General features: G+C 58.9%; 18 protein-coding genes. 7 read left to right on the top strand and 11 right to left on the bottom strand.

Annotated elements, in window-relative coordinates:
• Positions 1-81 precede the first annotated feature (81 nt).
• A complete protein-coding gene (locus tag ACA068_RS10540; RefSeq protein WP_497309599.1) occupies positions 82-1,380 on the top strand; it encodes an MFS transporter in 1,299 nt (432 codons plus the stop codon).
• A gap of 182 nt (positions 1,381-1,562) precedes the next feature.
• On the opposite strand, the gene ACA068_RS10535 is transcribed toward ACA068_RS10540, so the two are convergent.
• Positions 1,563-3,026 carry a glyceraldehyde-3-phosphate dehydrogenase gene (locus ACA068_RS10535; RefSeq protein ID WP_219096444.1) on the bottom strand — a complete coding sequence of 488 codons (1,464 nt, stop codon included), beginning with the start codon at positions 3,024-3,026 and terminating at the stop codon, positions 1,563-1,565.
• 363 nt (positions 3,027-3,389) lie between these two features.
• Here ACA068_RS10535 and mfd point away from each other — a divergent pair, with 363 nt between their 5' ends.
• From mfd to ACA068_RS10520, 3 genes are read left to right on the top strand one after another with little or no spacing between them, the layout of a single operon-like run.
• Positions 3,390-6,839: a transcription-repair coupling factor gene (gene mfd / locus ACA068_RS10530; RefSeq protein WP_497309597.1), complete on the top strand. Its 3,450-nt coding sequence runs from the start codon at positions 3,390-3,392 to the stop codon at positions 6,837-6,839.
• Between the two features lie 10 nt (positions 6,840-6,849).
• Positions 6,850-7,416, top strand: coding sequence for a CsiV family protein (locus ACA068_RS10525; RefSeq protein ID WP_497309595.1), 567 nt, complete (start codon positions 6,850-6,852; stop codon positions 7,414-7,416).
• A 10-nt stretch (positions 7,417-7,426) separates the two neighbouring features.
• The gene (locus tag ACA068_RS10520; protein ID WP_497309594.1) at positions 7,427-10,120 is read left to right on the top strand and encodes a DEAD/DEAH box helicase; all 2,694 of its coding nucleotides are present in this window, start codon (positions 7,427-7,429) and stop codon (positions 10,118-10,120) included.
• A gap of 125 nt (positions 10,121-10,245) precedes the next feature.
• Here the strand turns inward: ACA068_RS10520 and ACA068_RS10515 are convergent, their stop codons facing one another.
• A complete protein-coding gene (locus tag ACA068_RS10515) occupies positions 10,246-13,302 on the bottom strand; it encodes a DEAD/DEAH box helicase (protein WP_497309592.1) in 3,057 nt (1,018 codons plus the stop codon).
• Between the two features lie 21 nt (positions 13,303-13,323).
• Here ACA068_RS10515 and ACA068_RS10510 point away from each other — a divergent pair, with 21 nt between their 5' ends.
• A complete protein-coding gene (locus ACA068_RS10510) occupies positions 13,324-13,512 on the top strand; it encodes a hypothetical protein (RefSeq protein ID WP_497309590.1) in 189 nt (62 codons plus the stop codon).
• Positions 13,513-13,609: 97 nt separating this feature from the next.
• On the opposite strand, the gene ACA068_RS10505 is transcribed toward ACA068_RS10510, so the two are convergent.
• The 3 genes from ACA068_RS10505 to ACA068_RS10495 all read right to left on the bottom strand — a co-directional run bounded on the left by ACA068_RS10505 (position 13,610) and on the right by ACA068_RS10495 (position 16,236).
• Entirely contained in the window at positions 13,610-14,347 is a 738-nt protein-coding gene (locus ACA068_RS10505; protein WP_497309588.1) for an S-methyl-5'-thioinosine phosphorylase, read from the bottom strand.
• 12 nt (positions 14,348-14,359) lie between these two features.
• On the bottom strand, positions 14,360-15,358 hold the full coding sequence (nagZ, locus tag ACA068_RS10500) for a beta-N-acetylhexosaminidase (protein ID WP_497310565.1): 999 nt from the start codon (positions 15,356-15,358) through the stop codon (positions 14,360-14,362).
• Positions 15,359-15,528: 170 nt separating this feature from the next.
• Positions 15,529-16,236: a TetR/AcrR family transcriptional regulator gene (locus tag ACA068_RS10495; RefSeq protein ID WP_131059947.1), complete on the bottom strand. Its 708-nt coding sequence runs from the start codon at positions 16,234-16,236 to the stop codon at positions 15,529-15,531.
• 229 nt (positions 16,237-16,465) lie between these two features.
• Here ACA068_RS10495 and lexA point away from each other — a divergent pair, with 229 nt between their 5' ends.
• Both lexA and sulA read left to right on the top strand, forming a co-directional pair.
• Complete coding sequence (lexA, locus tag ACA068_RS10490) at positions 16,466-17,074, top strand: transcriptional repressor LexA (protein ID WP_046026989.1); 609 nt, start codon at positions 16,466-16,468, stop codon at positions 17,072-17,074.
• 10 nt (positions 17,075-17,084) lie between these two features.
• The gene (gene sulA, locus ACA068_RS10485) at positions 17,085-17,558 is read left to right on the top strand and encodes an SOS-induced cell division inhibitor SulA (protein ID WP_083376186.1); all 474 of its coding nucleotides are present in this window, start codon (positions 17,085-17,087) and stop codon (positions 17,556-17,558) included.
• 95 nt (positions 17,559-17,653) lie between these two features.
• Here the strand turns inward: sulA and ACA068_RS10480 are convergent, their stop codons facing one another.
• From ACA068_RS10480 to fadB, 6 genes are all read right to left on the bottom strand, one after another.
• Positions 17,654-17,887 (bottom strand): hypothetical protein, encoded by a 234-nt coding sequence (locus tag ACA068_RS10480; RefSeq protein ID WP_010456352.1) that lies wholly within the window; start codon positions 17,885-17,887, stop codon positions 17,654-17,656.
• 106 nt (positions 17,888-17,993) lie between these two features.
• On the bottom strand, positions 17,994-18,518 hold the full coding sequence (locus ACA068_RS10475; protein ID WP_497309586.1) for a DUF6586 family protein: 525 nt from the start codon (positions 18,516-18,518) through the stop codon (positions 17,994-17,996).
• A gap of 140 nt (positions 18,519-18,658) precedes the next feature.
• A complete protein-coding gene (gene topA / locus ACA068_RS10470) occupies positions 18,659-21,286 on the bottom strand; it encodes a type I DNA topoisomerase (protein ID WP_497309584.1) in 2,628 nt (875 codons plus the stop codon).
• Positions 21,287-21,400: 114 nt separating this feature from the next.
• Complete coding sequence (locus ACA068_RS10465; protein WP_046047845.1) at positions 21,401-21,637, bottom strand: DUF1653 domain-containing protein; 237 nt, start codon at positions 21,635-21,637, stop codon at positions 21,401-21,403.
• 100 nt (positions 21,638-21,737) lie between these two features.
• Entirely contained in the window at positions 21,738-22,913 is a 1,176-nt protein-coding gene (gene fadA / locus ACA068_RS10460) for an acetyl-CoA C-acyltransferase FadA (protein WP_010456360.1), read from the bottom strand.
• Between the two features lie 32 nt (positions 22,914-22,945).
• On the bottom strand, positions 22,946-25,093 hold the full coding sequence (fadB, locus tag ACA068_RS10455) for a fatty acid oxidation complex subunit alpha FadB (RefSeq protein ID WP_461980602.1): 2,148 nt from the start codon (positions 25,091-25,093) through the stop codon (positions 22,946-22,948).
• Between the last annotated feature and the right edge of the window lie 31 nt (positions 25,094-25,124).

The following is a 25,124-nucleotide window of genomic DNA, read 5'->3' as shown; positions in this document are numbered from 1 at the left end:
GGGAGACTGCCTTCATGGCGGCGGCGAGGACGCGTCTAATCCAGGGATTTCCGACAAGATAGCCACAGAGAGTACGAACAAATGTCCTCCAATACGGGCAAAGGCAAAGCGATTTTTCGCGTTGTCAGCGGTAACTTTCTCGAAATGTTCGACTTTATGGTCTACGGCTTTTACGCCACGGCCATCGCCAAAACCTTCTTTCCTGCCGACAGCGCTTTCGCCTCCCTGATGTTGTCGCTGGCCACTTTCGGTGCTGGCTTTCTGATGCGCCCGCTGGGCGCGATTTTCCTCGGTGCCTACATCGACCGTCATGGCCGCCGCAAAGGCTTGATTATCACTCTGGCGATGATGGCTGCCGGTACGGTGCTGATTGCCTGCGTGCCGGGTTACGCCACCCTCGGCGTGGCCGCGCCGCTGCTCGTGTTGTTCGGCCGCCTGCTGCAAGGCTTCTCGGCCGGCGTGGAACTGGGCGGCGTATCGGTGTACCTGGCAGAGATTTCCACACCGGGTCGCAAGGGCTTCTTTGTCAGTTGGCAATCCGCCAGTCAGCAAGCCGCGGTGGTGTTCGCCGGTCTGCTGGGAGTCGGTTTGAACCACTGGCTCAGCCCCGAAGAAATGGGTGACTGGGGATGGCGCGTTCCATTCCTGATCGGCTGCATGATTGTGCCGGTGATCTTCGTGATTCGTCGTTCGCTGGAAGAAACCCCGGAATTCCAGGCGCGTAAACACCGCCCTACCCTGCGGGACGTCGTCCGCTCGATCAGACAGAACTTTGGCATCGTCATCGCCGGCATGGCGCTGGTGGTAATGACCACCGTGTCGTTCTACCTGATCACCGCCTACACCCCGACCTTCGGCAAAGCCGAACTGCACCTGTCGGATCTGGATGCATTGCTGGTGACGGTCTGTATCGGTCTGTCGAATTTTTTCTGGCTGCCGGTCATGGGTTCCGTGTCCGACAAGATCGGGCGCAAACCCCTACTCCTGGCGGCGACCATTCTGGCGATCCTCACGGCCTATCCCGCCCTGTCATGGCTGGTGGCGAACCCGAGCTTCAGTCATTTGCTGATCGTCGAATTGTGGCTATCGTTCCTGTACGGCTCGTACAACGGCGCCATGGTGGTGGCGCTGACCGAGATCATGCCGGTGGAAGTTCGTACCACTGGTTTCTCCTTGGCCTACAGCCTGGCGACTGCAACGTTCGGCGGGTTTACACCCGCGGCGTGTACGTACCTGATCCATGTGCTGGACAACAAGGCTGCGCCGGGGATCTGGCTCAGTGGCGCGGCGGTGCTGGGGTTGATTGCGACGCTGGTGTTGTTCAAAGGCAATCGGCATGAACTGCGGACTGCGCAGGCAGCGGTGGCTGGCGGCGCCTGATCTATAGCCTTCGCGGGCAAGCCTCGCTCCTACAGGTCGTGTGCGATTTCAGAGTTGACGCATAACCTGGAGCGAGGCTTGCCCGCGAAGAGGCCTGCACATTCAACACACTTGCCACTGACAAACTGCACAAACAAAAACGCCCCGACCAAAGTCGGGGCGTTTTCATGTGCAGCTAAGGCTTAGCGCGGGAAGGCTGGCGGGTTTACACCGGCCATGTCTTCCATCACGCGAACCACCTGGCAGCTGTAACCGAACTCGTTGTCGTACCAAACGTACAGAACAACGCGGTTGTCTTGGGTGATGGTTGCTTCAGCGTCCACAACGCCTGCGTGGCGCGAGCCAACGAAGTCGGTGGACACCACTTCCTGCGAGTTGACGTAGTCGATTTGCTTGTGCAGATCGGAGTGCAACGCCATGTAGCGCAGGTAATCGTTCATCTCTTCACGGGTGGCGGCTTTCTCAAGGTTCAGGTTGAGAATGGCCATCGACACGTTTGGCGTCGGAACGCGGATCGCGTTACCGGTCAGCTTGCCGGCCAGCTCAGGCAGGGCCTTGGCAGCAGCGGTGGCCGCACCGGTCTCGGTGATCACCATGTTCAACGCGGCGCTACGGCCACGGCGATCGCCTTTGTGGAAGTTGTCGATCAGGTTCTGGTCGTTGGTGTACGAGTGAACCGTTTCAACGTGACCGTTGATGATGCCGAACTTGTCGTTGACGGCTTTGAGCACCGGCACGATGGCGTTGGTAGTGCAGGAAGCAGCCGATACGATCTTGTCATCAGCGGTGATTTCACCGTGGTTGATGCCGTGAACGATGTTCTTCAGCTTGCCTTTACCCGGCGCGGTCAGAACAACGCGATCGATACCCGGGCAAGCCAGGTGTTGGCCCAGGCCCTCGGCATCACGCCATACACCGGTGTTGTCCACCAGCAGCGCGTCTTTGATGCCGTACTGGGTGTAATCCACTTCAGTCGGGTTTTTCGCGTAGATAACCTGGATCAGGTTGCCGTTGGCGGTGATGGTGTTGTTGGCTTCATCTATGGTGATGGTGCCGTCGAACGGGCCATGAACCGAGTCGCGACGCAGCAGGCTTGCACGCTTGACCAGATCGTTCTCGGCGCCCTTGCGGACAACGATGGCGCGCAGACGCAGACCGTCGCCACCACCGGTTTTCTCGATCAGGATGCGCGCCAGCAGACGGCCGATACGACCGAAGCCGTACAGAACAACGTCGGTGCCTTTGCGGGCGGAAACGTTTTGCTGACCAACGACGTCAGCCAGTTCTTCACGGACGAACTGCTCGGCAGTACGGCCATTGCCTTCGGCTTTGAACTTGACGGCAAGCTTGCCGAGGTCAACCGAAGCAGCGCCGAGCTTGAGCTCGCTCATTGCCTTGAGCAGCGGGAATGTTTCGTGGACGGACAATTCGCTGTCATCGGACTGACGATGACGAGCAAAGCGGTGAGCTTTGAGAATCGCAATGACTGAACGATTGATCAGGCTGCGGCCATAGATCGAGCTCACCACGTTGTTATTGCGGTAGAGCTGACCGATAAGCGGAATCATCGCTTCTGCGAGTGCTTCACGGTCGATCCATTCACCAAGACACTGGTCGGGCTTCTGAGTCACGGGAACCTTCCACATGTAGGGGCAGAAAAAAGGGGCTACATTATGCCGCCGAGTGACTCCCGTAGCAATGCGCGCCTGTCGTGCGATCCGTAACAAAATCAGGTTCAAAAAAATCACGCAGCGACGGAGCCCAGTAAAACCGCGGCTTACAGCGCAGTCAATTTTTTGGAGATACCGCTGTCTTATCCGTAACCCTCCGTAACACTCGGTCGTTTTGCCACTACATAATCATCAATTTCCGGTGAAAAACCGGCGAATTTTGTCTTTACCACTACATTTCGCCAAACCTGCGTAATAGACACAGTCTGCAACTGACAGGCGGCACCTGGGGCCGCTACAATTACCGACTTTGTCGCAACGCTTGGAGCTCAACCTTCCGTGCCCGTTCTGCGTCTACCGCTTCTCCCTGCCGCGGCAGGTAAACAGCACTGGGGCAACCTGCCCGGTGCCGCCCTGAGCCTGGCCATCGCCGAGGCTGCCAGCGCTGCCAAGCGCTTTACCCTGCTGCTGACCGCCGACAGCCAAAGTGCCGAACGGCTGGAACAGGAGCTGAGTTTCTTCGCCCCGGATTTGCCCGTGCTGCATTTCCCGGACTGGGAAACCCTGCCTTACGATCTGTTTTCGCCACACCAGGACATCATTTCCCAGCGCATCGCGGCCCTATACAGGTTGCCGGAGCTGAGTCATGGCGTATTGGTCGTGCCGATCACCACCGCGTTGCATCGCCTCGCGCCGACCAAGTTCCTGCTCGGCAGCAGCCTGGTGCTGGACGTCGGCCAGAAGCTTGACGTCGAGCAAATGCGCACCCGGCTTGAAGCCAGCGGCTATCGCTACGTCGACACGGTGTACGAACACGGCGAATTCACCGTCCGCGGCTCGCTGATCGATCTGTTTCCGATGGGCAGCAAACTGCCCTTCCGTATCGACTTGTTCGACGACGAAATCGAGACACTGCGTACCTTCGATCCAGAAAACCAGCGCTCCATCGATAAAGTCGACACCGTTCGCCTGCTGCCCGCGCGGGAATTCCCGCTGCAGAAAGACGCGGTAACCCGCTTCAAGGCACGCTTTCGTGAGCGTTTCGATGTCGACTTCCGTCGCTGCCCGATCTTCCAGGATTTGAGCAGCGGGATTACACCGGCCGGTATCGAGTACTACCTGCCGCTGTTCTTCGACGAAACCTCGACGCTGTTCGATTACCTGCCCCAGGACACGCAAGTGTTTTCCCTGCCGGGCATCGAACAGGCGGCGGAAAACTTCTGGAACGACGTGCGCAATCGCTACGAAGAACGCCGCGTCGATCCCTCTCGTCCTTTATTGCCACCAGCCGAGCTGTTCCTGCCGGTGGAAGACTGCTTTGCGCGCCTGAAGAACTGGCCGCGTGTGGTAGCCAGTCAACAGGACGTGGAAACCGGCGTTGGCCGCGAGCGCTTCCCGGCGCGTGAACTGCCGAACCTGGCCATCGAAGCCAAGGCCACTCAGCCGTTGGCGGCTCTGGCCGGTTTCCTCGACGAGTTCCCCGGGCGCGTGCTGTTTACCGCCGAGTCCGCGGGCCGTCGTGAAGTGTTGCTGGAATTGCTCGAACGCCTAAAGCTGCGACCGAAAACCGTCGACAGCTGGCCGGACTTTGTCGCGAGCAAGGAGCGTCTGGCGATCACCATCGCGCCGCTCGACGAAGGCCTGGTGCTAGACGATCCGGCCCTGGCGCTGGTGGCCGAAAGCCCGTTGTTCGGTCAGCGCGTGATGCAACGTCGCCGCCGCGAAAAACGCGCCGATGCCAACAACGATGCGGTCATCAAGAACCTTACCGAGCTGCGCGAAGGTGCGCCGGTGGTGCATATCGATCACGGCGTCGGTCGCTACCTCGGGCTCGCAACACTGGAAATCGACGATCAGGCCGCCGAATTCCTCACGCTGCAATACGCCGAAGGCGCCAAGCTTTACGTGCCGGTCGCCAACCTGCACCTGATCGCCCGCTACACCGGCAGCGATGACGCCCTGGCCCCGCTGCACCGTCTGGGCTCCGAAACCTGGCAGAAAGCCAAGCGCAAAGCCGCCGAACAGGTGCGCGATGTGGCGGCAGAATTGCTCGACATCTATGCCCGTCGCGCCGCTCGCGAAGGTTATGCCTTCGAAGACCCGAAAGCCGATTACGCAACCTTCAGCGCCGGTTTCCCATTCGAAGAAACCCCGGATCAGCAAACCACCATCGACGCAGTCCGCGCCGACATGCTCGCACCGAAGCCGATGGACCGCCTGGTCTGCGGCGATGTGGGTTTCGGCAAGACCGAAGTGGCGATGCGCGCGGCATTCATCGCGGTGCATGGCGGTCGTCAGGTCGCGATTCTGGTGCCGACCACCCTCCTCGCCCAGCAGCATTACAACAGCTTCCGCGACCGCTTCGCCGACTGGCCGGTGAGCGTGGAAGTGATGAGCCGCTTCAAGTCGACCAAGGAAGTGAACGCCGCGGTCGCGGACCTCGCCGAAGGCAAGATCGACATCGTCATCGGCACGCACAAGCTGCTGCAAGATGACGTGAAGATCAAAAACCTCGGGCTGGTGATCATCGACGAAGAGCACCGTTTTGGTGTCCGTCAGAAAGAACAGCTCAAGGCCCTGCGCAGTGAAGTCGACATTCTCACCCTGACCGCCACGCCGATTCCGCGCACGTTGAACATGGCGGTGTCGGGCATGCGCGACCTGTCGATTATCGCCACGCCGCCAGCCCGCCGCCTGTCGGTGCGGACCTTCGTCATGGAGCAGAACAAGAGCACGGTCAAAGAGGCCCTGCTGCGTGAGTTGCTGCGCGGCGGTCAGGTCTACTACCTGCACAACGACGTGAAGACCATAGAGAAATGCGCCGCCGACCTCGCCGAACTGGTACCGGAAGCACGGATCGGCATCGGCCACGGGCAGATGCGCGAGCGCGATCTCGAACAGGTGATGAGCGACTTCTACCACAAGCGCTTCAACGTGCTGATCGCCTCGACCATCATCGAGACCGGCATCGACGTGCCGAGCGCCAACACCATCATCATCGAGCGTGCCGACAAATTCGGCCTGGCGCAGCTGCACCAGTTGCGTGGCCGGGTCGGTCGCAGTCACCACCAGGCTTACGCGTACCTGCTGACCCCGCCGCGCCAGCAGATCACCCCGGACGCGGAAAAGCGCCTGGAAGCGATCGCCAACACCCAGGACCTCGGCGCGGGCTTCGTGCTCGCGACCAACGACCTGGAAATCCGTGGCGCCGGCGAACTGCTGGGCGACGGTCAGAGCGGGCAGATTCAGGCGGTCGGTTTCACCCTGTACATGGAAATGCTCGAACGCGCGGTGAAGTCGATCCGCAAGGGCGAACAACCGAACCTCGATCAGCCGTTGGGTGGAGGTCCGGAGGTAAATCTACGAGTACCGGCGTTGATTCCAGAAGCCTACTTGCCGGACGTTCACGCCCGACTGATTCTCTACAAGCGCATTGCCTCGGCCACCGATGAGGAAGGCCTCAAGGACCTGCAAGTGGAGATGATTGACCGTTTCGGCCTGTTGCCGGAGCCGACCAAGAACCTGATGCGCATCACAGCGCTGAAGCTGCAAGCCGAACTGCTGGGCATCAAGAAAGTCGACGGCGGCCCTCAGGGCGGCCGGATCGAGTTCGCAGCGCAGACGCCGGTCGACCCGCTGACCCTGATCAAACTGATCCAGGGCCAACCCAAACGCTACAAATTCGAAGGTGCCACGATGTTTAAATTCATGGTCCCGATGGAAAGCCCGCAAGAGCGCTTTAATACTGTAGAGGCGCTGCTTGAGTGCCTCATTCCGAAAACTGCTTGAAGGACGCCGCATGCGCCTGTTTCGTTTACTGACCTTGCTGACCACCCTGGTCGCCCCTTCGGTGTTTGCCGATGACCTGTATCAGGTTGAAATGATCCTGATGCGGCAAAACGCCGTGCCTGCCATTGTCAGCAAAGCCGCACCGGAAAACTGGGCTGCCGGCGCCCAGCGCATCAGTCCCGACAGCTTCCGCACGCCGAGCCTGAATTCCGAAGTGGAAAAGCTCACCGCCAGCAATGAGTACTCGGTGTTGCTGCACAAGGCGTGGCGCCAACCTCTCGGTGAAGAAGCCACCAAAGTCGCGATCAGCGAAGGCACCGAACAATTTGGCCAGTTCCCGATCGAGGGCACGTTGAGCCTGAAACTCGGGCGTTTCACCGACGTCGACGCGGATTTCTGGGTCAACCAGATCGACGCCAACGGCATGGTCACTGCCAGCGAACGCCTGAAGCAGGAAAGCCACACCAAGAACGGCCAGCTGAACTTCCTCGACAATGGCCACCTGGCCCTACTGATCAAGATCACCTCGCTCACCGCCCCTGCGCCTCGGCCAGCCCCCGATGAAATTCCGGACTGATTGAGTCCTTATGTCAGCGACCCTGAGCAAACCCCTGGCACCTTCCTGGGTCAGCCGATTCAAGGAGCAGAGCCTGGAGCGTGGCCGTCGCTACGCGCTGGAGAACCGCGTCAGGATTGTCGAGGCTGGCGACGCCACGATCATTGCCGCCTGCGAGGGCTCGGGCGGTAACGTGTACCGTCAGACCATACACCTTCGTGAATCAGCCAAAGCGACCTTGCTGATGGTCGACGCCACGTGCACTTGCCCGGTTCACGTCAACTGCAAACATTGCGCGGCAGTACTGCTGAAAGTCCAGGACACCCTGGCCTATCCCGCCGCCGCACAAGACGCCGATCTGCTGGAAAAACTTCAGGCAGTGCTGGAAAACCGCAGCCCGAAAGCGCCTCCGCAAGTGTTGGTGGACAACGTGCAACCGATACCGCGCCTGTGGCTGGCGAGCATCGAGTTCAGCGCCTTCGAACCACGCAACGGCAAGATGCAGCGCTACATCCAGCATCGGGCGGCGCTGTCGTTCAGCTATCTGGATGAATACGTTTCCGGGCAGAAGAACGCCGATGTACTGATTCGCCAGGAAACCCAGACGCTGCGGATAAAACGCCACCCGGAAGTCGAACAGGCCTACCGGGAGCAGCTGCGAATCCTCGGCTTCAAGATCGCCACCCGACAAAGCAAGGCCTTGCCGGAAAGCGCTGGCGAACTCTATGAAATGGTCAACGACAGCGCCTGGTTGACCTTCACCCTCAATGAATTGCCGAAACTGCGCACTCAAGGTTGGGAGCTGCAGATCGACGAAGATTTCGGCTTCGACCTGACCGCCGTGGACGATTGGTACGCCACCGTCGAGCAGGCACCGGAGCGCGACTGGTTTGATCTGGAGCTGGGGATCATCGTCAACGGCGAGCGCTTGAGCTTGCTGCCGATCCTGCTGAACCTGATGCGCTCCCACACCGAAATCCTCAATCCGGAACGCCTCGCCCGACGTCGTGACGACGAACTGATTCTGGTGAACATTCCCAACCGCCCGAATTCCGAGTACGGCCCCTTGCAGGTCGCCCTGCCCTTCGGCCGGTTGAAACCGGTGCTGGCGACACTTGGCGAGTTCTACCTGCAAGAACCCGGCGAAACCACGCTGCGCCTGAGCAAGGCCGACGCCACGCGCCTGAACCCGCTGGAAGGCATGCCGCTGCTTTGGGAAGGTGGCGAGCAGATCCGCACGTTTGCCCAGCGCCTGCGGGACATCAAGGACTACACCGCAACCGCACCGGAAGGCTTGAACGCGACCTTGCGTCCGTATCAGCTGGAGGGCTTGAGCTGGATGCAGTCGCTGCGGCAACTGGAAGTCGGCGGAATTCTCGCGGACGACATGGGCCTGGGTAAAACCCTACAGACCCTGGCGCATATTCTTAGTGAGAAGAACGCCGGACGCCTCGACCGGCCATGCATGGTGGTGATGCCCACCAGCCTGATCCCGAACTGGCTAGACGAAGCGGCCCACTTCACGCCGCAACTCAAAGTGCTGGCGCTGTATGGCGCCACTCGCAAAAAGCATTTCAACCATCTGACCGATTACGATCTGATCCTGACCACCTATGCGTTGCTGCCCAAGGACGTCGAACGCCTGGCCACGCAGCCATTGCATGTGCTGGTGCTGGATGAAGCGCAGTACATCAAGAACCCCAACAGCAAGGCCGCTCAGGCTGCGCGCGAACTGAATGCGCGCCAGCGCTTGTGCCTGAGTGGTACACCGCTGGAAAACCACCTCGGCGAGCTGTGGTCGCTGTTCCACTTCCTCTTGCCTGGCTGGCTCGGCGACGTGAAAAGCTTCAACCGCGATTACCGCGTACCGATTGAAAAACGCGCCAGTGAAGTCAGGCTTCAGCACCTCAATGGTCGGATCAAACCGTTCCTGCTGCGCAGGACCAAGGAACAGGTCGCGACTGAGTTGCCGCCGAAGACCGAGATCATCCATTGGGTCGAGCTCAACGAAGCCCAGCGCGATGTGTATGAAACCATGCGCCTGGCGATGGACAAGAAAGTCCGCGATGAAATCACTCGCAAAGGCGTGGCGCGCAGCCAGATCATCATTCTTGAAGCCCTGCTGAAGCTGCGCCAGGTGTGCTGCGACTTACGCCTGGTCAACGATGCCGTGCCGCCGACTCGCGGCAGCACCTCGGGCAAGCTCGACAGCCTGATGGAAATGCTGGATGAGTTGTTTGAGGAAGGTCGGCGGATTTTGCTGTTTTCGCAGTTCACGTCGATGTTGGCGTTGATCGAGGTCGAACTGAAAAAACGCGGTGTTGAATACGCGTTGCTGACGGGACAGACCCGTGACCGACGGGCGCCGGTGAAAGACTTTCAGAGCGGCAAGCGCCAGATCTTTCTGATCAGTTTGAAGGCGGGTGGCGTCGGCTTGAATCTGACGGAAGCAGATACAGTGATCCACTACGACCCGTGGTGGAACCCTGCGACGGAAAACCAGGCGACTGACCGGGCGTATCGCATCGGCCAGGAGAAGCCGGTGTTCGTCTACAAGATGATTGCCCGCGGAACGGTGGAAGAGAAGATTCAACACCTGCAAAAAGAAAAATCCGACCTGGCAGCCGGCGTGCTGGATGGACGCAAGACTGGCGACTGGAAGTTACAGAGCGACGATATTGAAGCGTTGTTTGCGCCGTTGCCGGATAAGCTCGAAAAGCGCTGAAATCTGCGGCGCCTGGTAGATCGCCATCGCGGGCAAGCGACGCTCCCACAGGTTCAGCGATCATCCTGTGGGAGCGTGGCTTGCACTCGATAGGTTCAACTCGTTTTCATTTAAGAGATCGGAAATCAGGACTTGAGATTTGGCAACGGCGCAAACAGCGCCTCAATGTCACTCTGCTCAAGCTTCCAGCCACCCGTCGTTCCACCTTCAAGCACCGCCCCGGCCAGTGCGGCCTTCTCCAACTGCAATGCCTGAATTTTTTCTTCTACAGTGCCACGGGCTATCAGCTTGTAGACAAACACAGGTTTGTTTTGCCCGATCCTGTAGGCCCGATCAGTCGCCTGGTTTTCGACCGCAGGGTTCCACCAGGGATCAAAATGGATGACTGTATCCGCAGCTGTCAGGTTCAGACCTGTGCCGCCAGCCTTCAAACTAATCAGAAACAGCGGCACTTTACCGCTCTGAAAATCCTTGACCGGTGTGCGCCGATCCGTCGTCTCACCCGTCAACAACGAGTAGCCCTGACCACGTTGCTGCAACTCTTCCTCAATCAAGGCGAGCATCGAGGTGAACTGTGAAAACAGCAAAACCTTGCGGCCTTCATTGAGCAACTCTTCCAGCATCTCCATCAGGCTGACCAGTTTCCCGCTGCCAGAGCGAATAGCCTTGGCGGTGAGCGGCGTTTTGATCAACCGCAGATCGCAGCACACCTGACGCAGCTTGAGCAATGCATCGAGGATGATGATTTGACTGCGCCCGACACCACTGCGGGAAATTTCGTCACGAACCTTCTTGTCCATTGCTACGCGCACGGTTTCATACACATCCCGCTGCCCATCGCTGAGATCAACCCAATGCACAATCTCGGTTTTCGGCGGTAATTCGGTTGCCACCTGATCTTTCTTGCGACGTAGCAAAAAGGGCCTTATCCGGGCGGTCAGATGCTGCATCCGTTCGTTATTGCCGTGCTTCTCGATTGGCGTGCGGTAGTCGCGATTGAAGGTTTTGCTGTCGCCAAGCCAGCCAGGCAGCAAAAAGTGAAATTGCGACCACAACTCGCCGAGATGATTTTCCAGCGGGGTGCCGGACAGACACAATCGCTGGCGGGCCTGTAGGTCTCGGGCTGCTTGAGCCGCTTTGCTGACCGGATTCTTGATGTTCTGCGCCTCATCGAGAATCAGCACACTCCAGACCTGAGGCTGCAAAACCTCCAGATCGCGCGGCAACAGCGCGTAGGTGGTCAGTATCAAGTCGTATTCGGCAAGACTGGCAAAGTCTTTTTGCCGCGCCGCACCATGCAGTGCCAATACCTTCAACTGCGGGGTAAAGCGCTGCGATTCGTCGAGCCAGTTGGGGATCAGGCTGGTGGGCATCACAGCCAGTGCCGGACGATCAAGCCGCCCGGCCTGTTTTTCTGTCAGCAGATGAGCCAGGGTTTGCAGGGTTTTCCCCAGGCCCATGTCGTCGCCGAGAATACCGCCGACCTCCAGTTCTCGAAGGGTTTGCATCCAGTTCAGCCCTTCCAGCTGATAAGGTCGTAGCGTCGCGTTCAGGCCCTCGGGCGCCGGGACATGAGCATGGATCGACTCCCGTAAACGCTTTGCAAAACTGCGCAGTCGTTCACCGCCCTGCCAGACCAGCGGAATGCCTTCCAGCGCACTCAGCCGAGCCGCATCTGGAGCACTCAAACGCAACGAGTCGCCCAGATGTTTACCCAGGTACAACTCGCCAAGGGTCGCCATCAGCGGTTTTATCCGGCCAAAGGGGAGTGCGACTTTGCCACGGGGTTTGCCACCGAAACGCCCATCGCCAAGTTCAATCAGTAGCTGTTCGTCATCATTGCGCTGGGCCAAGCTCGCAGGTTCCATCAACTGTGGCTGGCTACGTAGCAAATGCAGCAGGATGGGCAACAGGCTATGACGCTCGCCGTTGACGACGATGCCCAACTGCAAATCGAACCACTGGCGCCCCGACTCCTCCTCGACTTCCGCATACCACTGTTCGACGGGGTGCAAGTTGAAGTGAAAGTTATCGCTGATATCGATCAGCCAATTTTTCTCCCGCAGCGCCGGGATGCCATCTTGCACAAAGGCAAGCCAGGCCGCGTCATCCGGCAGGGCGAACATTTCTCCCGGACGATCCAGGTTGCTTTTGCGAGTGGCCTTTTTAAAACCGTGTTTTTGCAGGGCTTGGCGCAAGGCTTTTTCGGCGACTGGGTTGCGCTGGATGCGCTGGGTTTCGGTACCCGAAAGGATCAGCACCTCCGGGTTTCGGTCCGACGTCGGATGGCCGTTGTAGGTAAACGCCAATGCAGCCCGGTGCTCTGGCTCGTACTGCCAGCGGATGTAACGCTTGCCGCTGGCGAGCGCCAGGTGAGCCTGAGGAAAAATGCCTTCGACCACCCGTTCCGTCAGGGCGTGCGGAGGCGGTGCTGCCCGGGTCGCAGCGGTCATCCGGTGGCTGAACTGCATCGCCTGACGTGCAGGAATATCGGGAGCCAATGACAAGTGACTGGCCAGCTTTTCATCCAGCTCGTTGAACAGCGGTCCGACTTGCAGCCGCTCGCGATCCAGATAATACAAGGGTTCCAGGGCCAGGATCGTTTCCACTGGCGCTTCGTCGCTGCCCCATTGAGGACGAAAACTGCCATTGGATTGTTCGGCCCAGGAAAATTGACCTGTTCTCCGCATGCCCGGGGCCAGGGGTTGCGGTTGTTCGAGATCGAGGAAAAGGCGCGAGGTTCGCAACAGCATTTCGATAAGTTCGGCGCCACTGCTGCCTTCCAAGGGGTAGCCGGCGTAATAGGCGTGGTGGGAGTGAACGGCGACCAACAATCTGGCGATCCGTAGATCCAGTTCAGTCAGGTAACCAGGTTGCCGAATCAGCGTATCCGACAGCGAGTAGACCGGCTTGATGTCTTGCAGGCGGCCGTCCTTGAGCTGACGGGCCTTGAAAATTTCCAGCGTCCATTTCCCGACAGAGGGTGTTGCCCTGAGTTTGTAAAACAGGCGCGTGCCTGCTCCCTGCGCCGACTCGTCAGGGGGACTGCTTGCAGAAGGAATACCGTCGATCCAGCGCTCCAGTTCACGATTCAAGTGAACCTGGACGGCACTTTCAGGCGCGTTAACGGGATGTTCTTGCAGGTGATAGATGACTGCGGCGCAGTGCTTGCAATTGAACATGACAGGACAGGAACAAACGCATTGGAGCTGCGCTTGCCCACGCCGATCTTCAGTGAGCTCAATGACCTGCTCGTATGCCTGCGTCTGGGAGCCGATGCACGTAGCGATAACCATAAGGTCATCGATTTGATGGATCGTTATCCGATCCTCATCCGCGTACCTGCGAGCTTTTTCCAGAGCACGATGGCTGAACACCTCTGCCCAGGGTAGCGCATGAAGTTGCTCAGTTATTGTGGTCATGAAATCAACACCGCTTGAGACTCATTGAATCGTAAAGCAGCCAGGTACCTCATCCGACCGCTGATACTCAACCCGCCAACACCCGCGCCAGCGTCGACTTGACCTTGCCCATCCCGTCCTGCAACGCCCGCTCGATCTCGGCCATGGTGATCACCGCCGTGGACTTGCCCGCGGCCGGGTTCACCACCAGCGCCAGACACGCATAATCCAGTTCAAGCTCACGCGCCAATGCGGCTTCCGGCATGCCGGTCATGCCGACGATGTCGCAGCCGTCGCGTTCCAGTTTCGCGATTTCAGCGACGGTCTCCAGACGTGGACCCTGAGTGCAGGCATAGACGCCTTGACTGCTGTAATCGACGCCTTCGGCCGCCAACGCCCCAATCAATTGTTGACGCAACGGTTCGCTGTAGGGAAAGCTGAAGTCGATGTGGGTGACGTGCTCCAGGTCATCGGCGAAATAGGTGTGTTCGCGACCGCTGGTGTAATCGATCAACTGATGCGGCACGCAGAAATGCCCGGTGCCCATCGCGGCATGAATCCCGCCGACGGCGTTGACCGCAAGGATCGCTTCGGCGCCGGCCTGTTTCAGCGCCCAAAGGTTGGCGCGGTAGTTCACCTGATGCGGCGGAAAACGGTGCGGGTGACCGTGGCGGGCAAGGAACAGCACTTCCTTGCCGGCGTATTCACCGATCTGCACTTCGGCTGAAGGCGCGCCATAAGGGGTATCCACCGCCAGTGACTGACGAATGTTCAGGCCTTCGAGCTGAGTCAGGCCGGTGCCACCGATAATCGCGTAAACCGTCATAACGAAAAGTCCTTATTCAATCAGTTGAGCTTCTTTAAGCGCGCCGATGGCGGTCAGCCAGCGCGGGTTCTGACGGTATTCGGTATTGGCATACGCCTGGCAACGCATCCGCGCAATGCGTTCGGACGGTTTGACCTTCAAGCGCTGGGCAGCGCTCAAGGCCAGCTCCGCTGCAGCCCGGTCGTTGCACACCAGGCCCATGTCGCAGCCGGCGGTCAACGCGGCTTCGATACGGCTGGCGGCATCGCCCACCACGTGGGCGCCGGCCATGGACAGGTCGTCGCTGAAGATCACACCATCGAATTGCAGCTCGCCGCGCAGAATGTCCTGCAACCAGCGGCGGGAGAAACCGGCGGGCTGGGAATCGACTTGCGGGTAAATAACGTGGGCAGGCATCACGGCGGCCAGTTGCTTGCTCAATGTGGCAAACGGCACCAGGTCGTTGGCGCGGATTTCATCGAGGCTGCGTTCGTCGTTCGGGATGGCAACGTGGGAATCCGCCTCGGCCCAGCCGTGACCGGGGAAATGCTTGCCGGTGGCGGCCATGCCAGCGTTGTTCATGCCGCGGATAAATGCACCCGCCAGCAGTGCGGCGCGCTCCGGGTCACCTTCAAACGAACGGGTGCCGACGACGGCGCTGCGCTGGTAATCCAGGTCCAGCACTGGGGCGAAACTCAGGTCGAGGCCGACGGCCAGCACTTCGGTGGCCATGATCCAGCCGCACTGCTCGGCCAGGTATTCGGCGTTCGGATTGTCGGCGATGGCGCGCATCGCCGGCAGTCGCACGAAGCCCTGGCGCAGACGCTGAACGCGACCGCCTTCCTGATCCACCGCCAGCAGCAAGTCGGGACGAATGGCGCGGATCGCAGCGCTCAATTCGCGCACCTGGCGCGGGTTTTCGATGTTACGAGCGAAAATGATCAGGCCACCCACTTCGGGCTGACGCAACAATTGGCGATCTTCGGCCGTCAGCCAGGTACCGGCGACGTCCACCATCAACGAGCCTTGCAGGCCAGCAGTCATAGAGATTCCTTGATAACGAAAAACCCGGCTCGCACGCGTTCGCCGCCTTGGGCTGTGCCCGGCAGGTCGGCGATATCAATGGGGAGCGGGTTCAGAACGAGAGTCGGCATGGGCGGCTAGCTTAGCGGATGTCAGTCGCCGCGCCCACCCATGCGCGGTTAAACCTTGGCGGCAGCCGGGGCTGACTTGCTGCGCGGACGCAGTTGCGCGGTGGCCATGGCCGCGTCGGTGACACCGGTTTCGGCACGCATGCCCGCGGCCAGGAACGGCACCATCAGACGCATCACTTGCTCAATGGAGGTGTTGACGCCGAAATCGGTCTCGGCAATGGCCCGCAACGCCTTGATCCCAGACATACTGAATGCCGCGGCGCCGAGCATGAAGTGCACGCGCCAGAACAGTTCGATCGGCGGAATACGCGGCGCGGCTTCGTTGACCAGCATCATGTAGCGGCGGAACACCTTGCCGTACATGTCTTCCAGATAACGACGCAGATGGCCCTGGCTCTGACTGAACGCCAGCCCCAGCAAGCGCATGAAGATAGACAGATCGTTGCCGCTGCGCGGCTGCACGACGAGGGCTTGCTCAACAAGGATTTCGAGCAGCTCTTCAAGTGTCGGCTTGTTTTCAGGCTTGGACTGACGCCGCTCCAACTCTTTATCAAGGCTCAGGCAAAAAGGCCCGAGAAAGCGCGAGAAGACGGCTTGGATCAGCGCCTTCTTCGAACCGAAGTGATAATTCACCGCCGCCAGATTGACACCGGCCTTGCTGGTAATCAGGCGTAACGAGGTTTCGGCGAAACCTTTTTCCGCGAACAACTGCTCTGCAGCATCAAGAATGCGTTCAACGGTTTCCGACTGGGCCATGGCTACTCCGCCTGACAAACACTTGTTTGAAACATACGTTTCAGCCTGTGCGTTGTCAAGCCTGCCGGTTCGTTTTGGGAATGGTCGGTCAGCTATTTAACCATACAAAGGTACGGCTTTAATCAGGAGGCTGATTGACCGTCCAGCAGTCCGCGAAAAAAGGGGCATTGCCAAGACCGTTTCACTGTATATAATCCCAGTCACTGTATAAAAAGACAGAGCGATCAATATGCTAAAGCTGACGCCACGCCAAGCAGAGATTCTGGCCTTCATCAAACGCTGCCTCGAAGACAACGGCTACCCACCGACCCGTGCGGAAATCGCTCAAGAATTGGGTTTCAAGTCGCCTAACGCGGCGGAAGAACACCTCAAGGCGCTGGCCCGCAAGGGTGCGATCGAGATGACCCCGGGCGCTTCCCGCGGCATTCGCATCCCAGGCTTCGAAGCCAAGGCCGATGACTCCACGCTGCCGATTATTGGCCGAGTAGCTGCCGGTGCGCCGATCCTGGCCCAGCAGCACATCGAGGAGTCCTGCAACATCAATCCCGCCTTCTTCCATCCGCGCGCTGATTATCTACTGCGCGTTCATGGCATGAGCATGAAGGATGTCGGCATTTTCGACGGCGACCTGTTGGCCGTCCACACCACTCGGGAAGCGCGCAATGGCCAGATCGTCGTGGCGCGGATCGGTGATGAAGTGACCGTCAAGCGCTTCAAGCGCGATGGAAGCAAGGTCTGGTTGATTGCCGAAAACCCTGAATTCGCCCCTATCGAAGTCAACCTGAAAGATCAGGAACTGGTGATCGAAGGCTTGAGCGTCGGCGTTATTCGCCGCTAAAGGAGGCTTTATGCAGTTCCCACACACATCACAGCAAGCCCAACTGCCGTTGTTCGAGGCATTCATGGTGCAGCCGTTAGCGCCGATCCTGAAAGACGTCGTCGAGTCGCCCTGGAGCGCCGAACCCGAAGTCTTCAGCGAGCTTTCACTGCGTGGTGCGGCCGGGAATTGCCTGAACCTATTGGCACCGATTCTCCGGGAACTGAGCCAGGATCAAGACGCGCGGTGGCTGACACTGATCGCCCCGCCCGCCAGCCTGACTCAGACGTGGTTGCGGGACGCTGGCCTTAACCGCGAACGCATCCTGCTGCTACAACCTCGCGGCACTCAGAGCGCTCAGCAGTTGACCTGCGAAGCCTTGCGCTTGGGCCGCAGCCATACGGTTGTCAGTTGGCTCAACCCTTTGAACGCAAACTCACGGCAACAGTTGATCAGCGCAGCCCGTACCGGGGATGCGCAGAGTCTGAATATTCGCTTGGGTTAACGTGTCAACAATGCGCGCAATGCATAGCGCGGGGCTTCTCAAAGGATAGAGAAGCCGGTTCGTAGCCGTATCAGCAAAAAGCGACGAATGTGGGATCAGTGAAGAACCCGCGAACTTTCATCCGTATTGAATTCGCCTTCAACCAGGCGTCCTGCCATCTGGACACCGACGCTCAACATCGCCTTGGCGACTTCCACGTGCTGGCCCTGCAGGAAAGCCTTGGCATCCTCGGAGAAATCCAAAGTAACCAGAGAACCCTCGTCCTCGGCCCTGCGCAGCTCGATCCGGCCGTCTGGTAACTCGACAATTTCTAGAAAGGACGTTGGCATAAAGGTCTGTTCTCCACGAAAGGCGGGGATTATATAGGCATCGGCCAGGCTTCGCTCGGTAACTTGACCAGCAGCGCTTTTAACCGCACCGCCGGCTCTCAGTCGATCAGCACTCGTTCAAGCCTTCGCGAAACCGGATCGCCAGCCCTTTCAGGTTCTGACGCCAGCTCTCCAGCTCTTCGCGACTCAACTCCTCAGGCGCGTCTTCTTCATCCAGGTTAACGGCCAGGATGAGCGGCTGAGTCACGTCGCCCTTGGGCTTATGAGGAGCGCGAGGCGGTTGAAACATCGCCGTATGAGCCGCCAACAACTTGGCCAGCCAGGTTTCCGGATTTTGGGCCAGCTCGACCAGCTCAGCCATCTCGGGAATGGCGATGGATTCCAGCACTTCGCGAGTCAACAGCATCTCTGCCCGAGGAGCATTGGCCTGAGGCAAGCGGTAGAAGCCGGCGATTTCATGGCACAGCCCCAACAACGCACCGTACAGGTGAAACAACGCCGACTCGCGCCCAGCTTGAATCAACGCAAGGGAATTCATCGCCCGCCCCTCTTCGGCTCTGGCGAGCGCTTCCAGCGACAGGCCGGCGAAATAAATCTTCTGGTTGGTACGGGTATAGAGTTCGTGGGCCATGACGGCAGCCTCCACAACGAAATAATTGCTTAACGCAGGTCAGACAGTGTCGTGGATCAGCCGATCCGACCGCAAGTACAAAACAAAAGGCCGCATGAAAACCCGAGGGTTGTCATGCGGCCTTTTATGTACAGCCTCTTTTACGCCTTGGCTGCCGGACGCTTGTCTTCAACCGTCCACTTGCCGCCGTCGTAGTACGCCTTCCAGCCAGTCGGCTTACCGTCGACTTCAGTCTGCACGTACTGCTCTTTGGTCTTGCGGCTGTAACGGATTACAGCAGGCAGGCCGTCCGGATCTTTCTTCGGTGCTTCGCAGAGGAAGTGGTACTTCGGATCGATCTCATCCTTGTGCGGCACAATTTCGATGACCAGCGGAGCACGCGTTTCGCGGTTTTTCGGGAATTGGCTGGCCGCCAGGAACAGGCCGGAAGCACCGTCGCGCAGGATATAAGTGTCGTTGACCTTTTCGCATTTCAGCTCAGGCATCTTCACCGGATCCATCTTCGGCGGCGCCGCATCACCGCTTTTCAGCAGCTTGCGGGTGTTTTTGCACGTCGCATTGGTGCAACCGAAGAACTTGCCGAAACGGCCGGTCTTGAGCTGCATCTCGCTGCCGCACTTGTCGCATTCCAGGCTCGGACCTTCGTAGCCCTTGATGCGATAGGTGCCCTCTTCGATTTCATAACCAGCGCAATCCGGGTTGTTACCGCAGATGTGCAGCTTGCGCTTCTCATCCAGCAGGTAAGCGTCCATCGCCGTGCTGCAGATTGGGCAACGGTGCTTGCCGCGCAATACCAGGGATTCAGATTCACCCTCGTCGTCGGCCGCGATTTCATCGCCCGGTACCAAGTTGACGGTGGCCTTGCAGCGTTCTTTCGGCGGCAGGCTGTAACCCGAGCAACCCAGGAACACGCCGGTCGATGCCGTACGAATCTGCATCGGACGACCGCACAACACGCACGGAATGTCAGTCATCACCGGCTGATTGGCGCGCATGCCGCCTTCGGCGCTTTCGGCTACTTCCAGTTTCTTCTTGAAGTCGCCGTAGAACTCGTCGAGCACGTTTTTCCAGTCGCGTTCGCCTTGGGCCACGTCATCGAGGTTCTCTTCCATGCCGGCCGTGAAGCCGTAGTCCATCAGATTGGAGAAGCTCTCGGCCAGGCGCTCGGTCACGATGTCGCCCATCTTTTCCGAGTAGAAACGACGGTTGTGCAGCGCGACGTAGCCACGGTCCTGGATGGTCGAAATAATCGCCGCGTAGGTCGAAGGACGACCGATGCCTCGTTTTTCCATTTCCTTGACCAGGCTCGCTTCCGAGTAACGCGCCGGTGGCTTGGTGAAGTGCTGGGTCGGATCAAGCTTGATCAGCTTCATCGCGTCGCCCTGGGCCATGTCCGGCAGCACGTCGTCATCGCCCGGCTTGGCGATTTGCGGCATGACGCGGGTGTAACCGTCGAACTTCAGGATGCGACCCTTGGCACGCAGCTCGAAGTCGCCGGCACCGACGGTGACCGTGGTCGACAGGTATTGGGCTGGCAGCATCTGGCAAGCGAGGAACTGGCGCCAGATCAGCTCGTAAAGGCGCTCTGCATCACGCTCCATGCCCGACAACTTGCTTGGCTCGGTGTTGGCATCGGACGGACGAATCGCTTCGTGAGCCTCTTGTGCGCCTTCCTTGCTGCTGTAGACGTTCGGGTTTTCCGGCAGGTACTTCTTGCCGAACTCGCCTTCAATATAGGTGCGCGCCATCGTCACGGCATCGACCGAGAGGTTGGTGGAGTCGGTACGCATATACGTGATGTAGCCGGCTTCGTACAAACGCTGGGCCATCATCATGGTTTTCTTCACGCCGAAGCCCAGGCGGTTACTCGCGGCCTGTTGCAGGGTGGACGTGATGAACGGTGCCGACGGCTTGCTGCTGGTCGGTTTGTCTTCGCGCTTGACGATGCTGTAGCTGGAAGCCTTGAGCTTATCCAGCGCAGCCATGGCTTGGGCTTCGTTAAGCGGCTTGAAAGCCTCGCCTTTCTCGCGGGCCACGTCAAAGCGCACAGTCGCGCCCTTGGCGGTGCCGAGGTCGGCGTGAACTTCCCAGTATTCTTCCGGGTTGAACGCACGGATTTCACGTTCGCGTTCGACCACCAGCTTCACGGCAACTGATTGCACGCGACCGGCGGACAGGCCACGGGCGACCTTGGCCCACAGCAGCGGCGAAACCATGTAACCCACCACACGGTCGAGGAAACGACGCGCTTGTTGTGCGTTGACACGATCAATGTCCAGCTCGCCCGGTTTGGAGAAGGCTTCCTGGATCGCTTTCTTGGTGATTTCGTTGAACACCACGCGCTTGTAGCGGCTGTCGTCACCACCGATGGCTTCGCGCAGGTGCCAGGCAATGGCTTCCCCCTCGCGATCCAAGTCGGTTGCGAGATAGATGGTGTCAGCATCTTTGGCGAGCCGGCGCAGCTCTTCGATGACCTTTTCCTTGCCCGGGAGGATCTCGTACTTGGCTTTCCAGCCATGATCGGGATCGACACCCATGCGCGAGACCAGCTGCTTGCGCGCTTTCTCTTTCGGCGTGAGCACCGGACCTTCACCCGCGGCGGCCTTGCCGCGCTTGGCGGCAGGCTCTTTGCTGGCGCTAGCCGAACCGCTGGTGGGCAGGTCTCGGATATGGCCGATACTCGACTTCACCACGTATTGGTTACCCAGATACTTGTTGATGGTCTTGGCCTTAGCCGGGGATTCCACAATGACCAGCGATTTGCCCATGGATCAGAAAATTCCTGAATTCTAGAAGTGAAAGGCGGTTGGCGCCTGACGCGGCACCGCTATATATAGTGGCTACAAGGTGAGGTCAAGCGCAGGGTCTTGCGCGCACTCAGCTTATGGCTTCGAAAAAAGGCTCGGTTCAGCTTGCACCAAAGCAAAGCGCGGTACCTGTTCGCCGTCAACCTCGACCGACTCCAGGAACATGCTCAAGGGACGCACCCAAAAGCCGTAATCGCCATACAGGGCTTGGTAGAAGACCACTTCTTCTTCGGTTTCCGAATGCCGCGCGATGCTGAATACGCGGTACTGCGGACCTTTGTAATGCTGGTAGAGCCCAGGTTGTATCGGCATGGTTTGGCCCTCACTCAAATCTTTTAAAAATAAAAACAAAAAATAAATTCAGAAAAACAAAAACCGGGGCACTTGGCCCCGGCTTCCGTCAACGAAACGCTTAAACGCGTTCGAAGACGGTGGAGATGCCTTGGCCGAGACCAATGCACATGGTGGCTACCCCGAAGGTGCCGCCATTCTGCTTCATCACGTTCAGCAGAGTGCCGGAGATACGGGCACCGGAGCAACCGAACGGGTGACCCAGGGCGATCGCGCCGCCGTGCAGGTTAACCTTCTCGTTCATCTTGTCGAGCACTTTCAGATCTTTCAGCACTGGCAGGGCCTGTGCAGCGAAAGCTTCGTTGAGCTCGAAGAAGTCGATATCGTTAATGCCAAGGCCCGCACGTTTCAGTGCTTTCTGAGTGGCCGGTACTGGACCATAGCCCATGATTGCCGGGTCCACACCTGCCACCGCCATCGAGCGGATAACCGCCAGCGGCTGGATGCCCAGGTCCTGTGCACGCTGTGCCGACATCACGATCATGCACGAAGCACCATCGGTGATCTGCGACGAGGTACCGGCTGTCACGGTGCCGCCCTTCGGATTAAACGCTGGCTTCAGAGCTGCCAGGCTTTCCAGGGTAGTTTCCGGACGAATGGTTTCGTCGTAGTCGAACAGTTTCAGGAAACCGTTCTCGTCGTAGCCCTGCATCGGGATGATTTCGTCTTTGAACTTGCCTTCCAGGGTCGCCTTGTGAGCGAGCTGGTGGGAGCGCACGCCGAAAGCGTCCTGTTGTTCGCGAGTGATGCCGTGCATTTTGCCCAGCATTTCAGCGGTCAGGCCCATCATGCCCGAGGCTTTCGCCGCGTACAGGGACATGTGCGGGTTCGGATCGACACCGTGCATCATGCTCACGTGACCCATGTGCTCGACGCCGCCGACGACGAATACGTCACCGTTGCCCGTCATGATCGCTTGTGCGGCAGTGTGCAGCGCGCTCATCGACGAACCACACAGGCGGCTGACGGTCTGGCCGGCAGCGGTGTGCGGGATCTGCGTCATCAGGGACGCCATGCGCGCGATGTTCCAGCCCTGCTCCAGGGTCTGGTTTACGCAGCCCCAGATCACGTCTTCGACTTCGTTCGGATCAACCTTGACGTTGCGCTCCAGCAATTTGCTGATCAGGTGCGCCGACATGTCTTCGGCGCGGGTGTTGCGGTGCATGCCGCCCTTGGAGCGGCCCATCGGAGTACGACCGAAGTCGACAATCACGACGTCTCTTGGATTCAAGCTCATAAAATTTCACTCTCGCTCAAGTGTTGGGACGCTTAACCGAAGAACCGTTGGCCGGTTTTGGCCATTTCACGCAGTTTTGCGGTCGGGTGGTACAGCGCGCCCAAATCAGCGTACTGGTCAGCCAGGGCAACGAACTCGGCAACACCGATCGAATCGATGTAGCGCAGCGCACCGCCACGGAATGGAGGGAAACCAATACCGTAGACCAGACCCATGTCGGCTTCGGCGGCGGTTTCGACAATGCCGTCTTCCAGGCAACGCACGGTTTCCAGGCACAGCGGGATCATCATCCAGTTGATGATGTCTTCGTCAGTGACTTCGCGCTGCTCGTAAACGATCGGCTTGAGCACTTCCAGCACCGACGGATCGGCCACTTTCTTTTGCTTGCCTTTCTTGTCGGTCTCGTAAGCGTAGAAACCCTTGCCATTCTTCTGGCCCAGGCGCTTGGCTTCGTAGAGCACGTCGATGGCCGAACGACGGTCGTCTTTCATGCGGTCCGGGAAACCCTCAGCCATCACGTCACGACCGTGGTGGCCGGTGTCGATGCCGACCACGTCCATCAGGTACGCCGGGCCCATTGGCCAGCCGAATTTTTCCATGATCTTGTCGATACGGACGAAGTCCACACCGGCGCTGACCAGCTTGGCGAAACCGCCGAAGTACGGGAACAGGACGCGGTTGACCAGGAAGCCCGGGCAGTCATTGACGACGATCGGGTTCTTGCCCATTTTCTTGGCGTAGGCAACGGTGGTGGCAACGGCCAGTTCGCTGGACTTCTCACCACGAATCACTTCGACCAGCGGCATCATGTGCACCGGGTTGAAGAAGTGCATGCCGACGAAGTTTTCCGGACGCTTGAGGGCCTTGGCCAGCAAGGTAATGGAAATGGTCGAGGTGTTGGACGCGAGGATGGTGTCCTCTTTGACCTTGTCTTCGACTTCGGCCAGAACGGCTTGCTTGACCTTCGGGTTCTCGACGACGGCTTCGACGACCAGGTCAACGTGACCGAAATCACCGTAGGACAGGGTCGGACGAATGCCATTGAGCACTTCAGCCATTTTCGCTGGGGTCATGCGACCTTTATCAACGCGGCCGACCAGCAGCTTGGCGGCTTCAGCCAGGCCCTGCTCGATGCCGTGCTCGTTGATGTCCTTCATCAGGATCGGCGTACCTTTTGAGGCCGACTGATAAGCGATGCCGCCACCCATGATGCCGGCGCCCAATACAGCAGCCTGCTTCACGTCCTTGGCGATTTCGTCGTAGGCCTTGGCCTTTTTCTTCAGCTCCTGATCGTTCAGGAACAGACCGATCAAGCTCTGCGCGGCAGAGGTCTTGGCCAGTTTGACGAAACCGGCGGCTTCGATTTCCAGCGCCTTGTCACGACCGAAGTTCGCGGCTTTCTGGATGGTCTTGATCGCTTCGACCGGTGCCGGATAGTTCGGACCGGCTTGACCGGCCACGAAACCCTTGGCGGTTTCGAAGGCCATCATTTGTTCGATGGCGTTCAGTTTCAGCTTTTCCAGCTTCGGCTGACGCTTGGCCTTGTAGTCAAACTCGCCGGAGATGGCGCGCTTGATCAGCTCCAGGGCCGCTTCCTGCAGTTTCTCAGGGGCAACCACTGCATCGACGGCGCCTACTTTCAGCGCGTCTTCAGGACGGTTTTCCTTACCGGCGGCAATCCACTCGATGGCGTTGTCGGCACCGATCAGGCGCGGCAGACGCACGGTACCGCCGAAGCCCGGGTAGATGCCCAGTTTGACTTCCGGCAGACCGATCTTGGCCTTGGTGGACATGACGCGGTAGTCCGCCGCCAGGCACATTTCCAGACCGCCACCCAGAGCGATGCCGTTGATCGCGGCGACAGTCGGGACGTTGAGGTCCTCGAAATCGCTGAAAATCTTGTTGGCTTCCAAGTTGCCAGCAACAAGCTCTGCATCAGGCAGCTTGAAGTTCTCGACAAATTCGGTGATGTCGGCGCCGACGATGAAGACGTCCTTGCCACTGCTGACGATCACACCCTTGATCGAAGCATCTGCCTTGATAGTGTCTACGGCCTGACGAAGTTCGTTCAGGGTTAGACGGTTGAACTTGTTGACGGACTCACCCTTGAGGTCGAATTTCAATTCGACGATGCCACTTTCAAGAGCCTTAACCGTGATGGCTTTACCTTCGTAAATCATCAACTGATCTCCACGATATGGAAGCTGAACA

Source organism: Pseudomonas sp. LBUM1660 (genome assembly GCF_059695935.1).
This window is presented reverse-complemented; position numbering and strand designations above follow the sequence as displayed.

Excerpts from the sequence above, each read along its gene's own strand:
- ACA068_RS10535 (WP_219096444.1), bottom strand. The coding sequence starts at position 3,026 with ATGTGGAAGGTTCCCGTGACTCAGAAGCCCGACCAGTGTCTTGGTGAA.
- ACA068_RS10540 (WP_497309599.1), top strand. The coding sequence starts at position 82 with ATGTCCTCCAATACGGGCAAAGGCAAAGCGATTTTTCGCGTTGTCAGC.
- ACA068_RS10475 (WP_497309586.1), bottom strand. The coding sequence starts at position 18,518 with ATGGCCCACGAACTCTATACCCGTACCAACCAGAAGATTTATTTCGCC.
- lexA (WP_046026989.1), top strand. The coding sequence starts at position 16,466 with ATGCTAAAGCTGACGCCACGCCAAGCAGAGATTCTGGCCTTCATCAAA.
- fadB (WP_461980602.1), bottom strand. The coding sequence starts at position 25,093 with ATGATTTACGAAGGTAAAGCCATCACGGTTAAGGCTCTTGAAAGTGGC.
- sulA (WP_083376186.1), top strand. The coding sequence starts at position 17,085 with ATGCAGTTCCCACACACATCACAGCAAGCCCAACTGCCGTTGTTCGAG.
- ACA068_RS10515 (WP_497309592.1), bottom strand. The coding sequence starts at position 13,302 with ATGTTCAATTGCAAGCACTGCGCCGCAGTCATCTATCACCTGCAAGAA.
- ACA068_RS10495 (WP_131059947.1), bottom strand. The coding sequence starts at position 16,236 with ATGGCCCAGTCGGAAACCGTTGAACGCATTCTTGATGCTGCAGAGCAG.
- ACA068_RS10520 (WP_497309594.1), top strand. The coding sequence starts at position 7,427 with ATGTCAGCGACCCTGAGCAAACCCCTGGCACCTTCCTGGGTCAGCCGA.
- ACA068_RS10480 (WP_010456352.1), bottom strand. The coding sequence starts at position 17,887 with ATGCCAACGTCCTTTCTAGAAATTGTCGAGTTACCAGACGGCCGGATC.
- topA (WP_497309584.1), bottom strand. The coding sequence starts at position 21,286 with ATGGGCAAATCGCTGGTCATTGTGGAATCCCCGGCTAAGGCCAAGACC.
- ACA068_RS10465 (WP_046047845.1), bottom strand. The coding sequence starts at position 21,637 with ATGCCGATACAACCTGGGCTCTACCAGCATTACAAAGGTCCGCAGTAC.
- fadA (WP_010456360.1), bottom strand. The coding sequence starts at position 22,913 with ATGAGCTTGAATCCAAGAGACGTCGTGATTGTCGACTTCGGTCGTACT.
- ACA068_RS10505 (WP_497309588.1), bottom strand. The coding sequence starts at position 14,347 with ATGACGGTTTACGCGATTATCGGTGGCACCGGCCTGACTCAGCTCGAA.
- ACA068_RS10525 (WP_497309595.1), top strand. The coding sequence starts at position 6,850 with ATGCGCCTGTTTCGTTTACTGACCTTGCTGACCACCCTGGTCGCCCCT.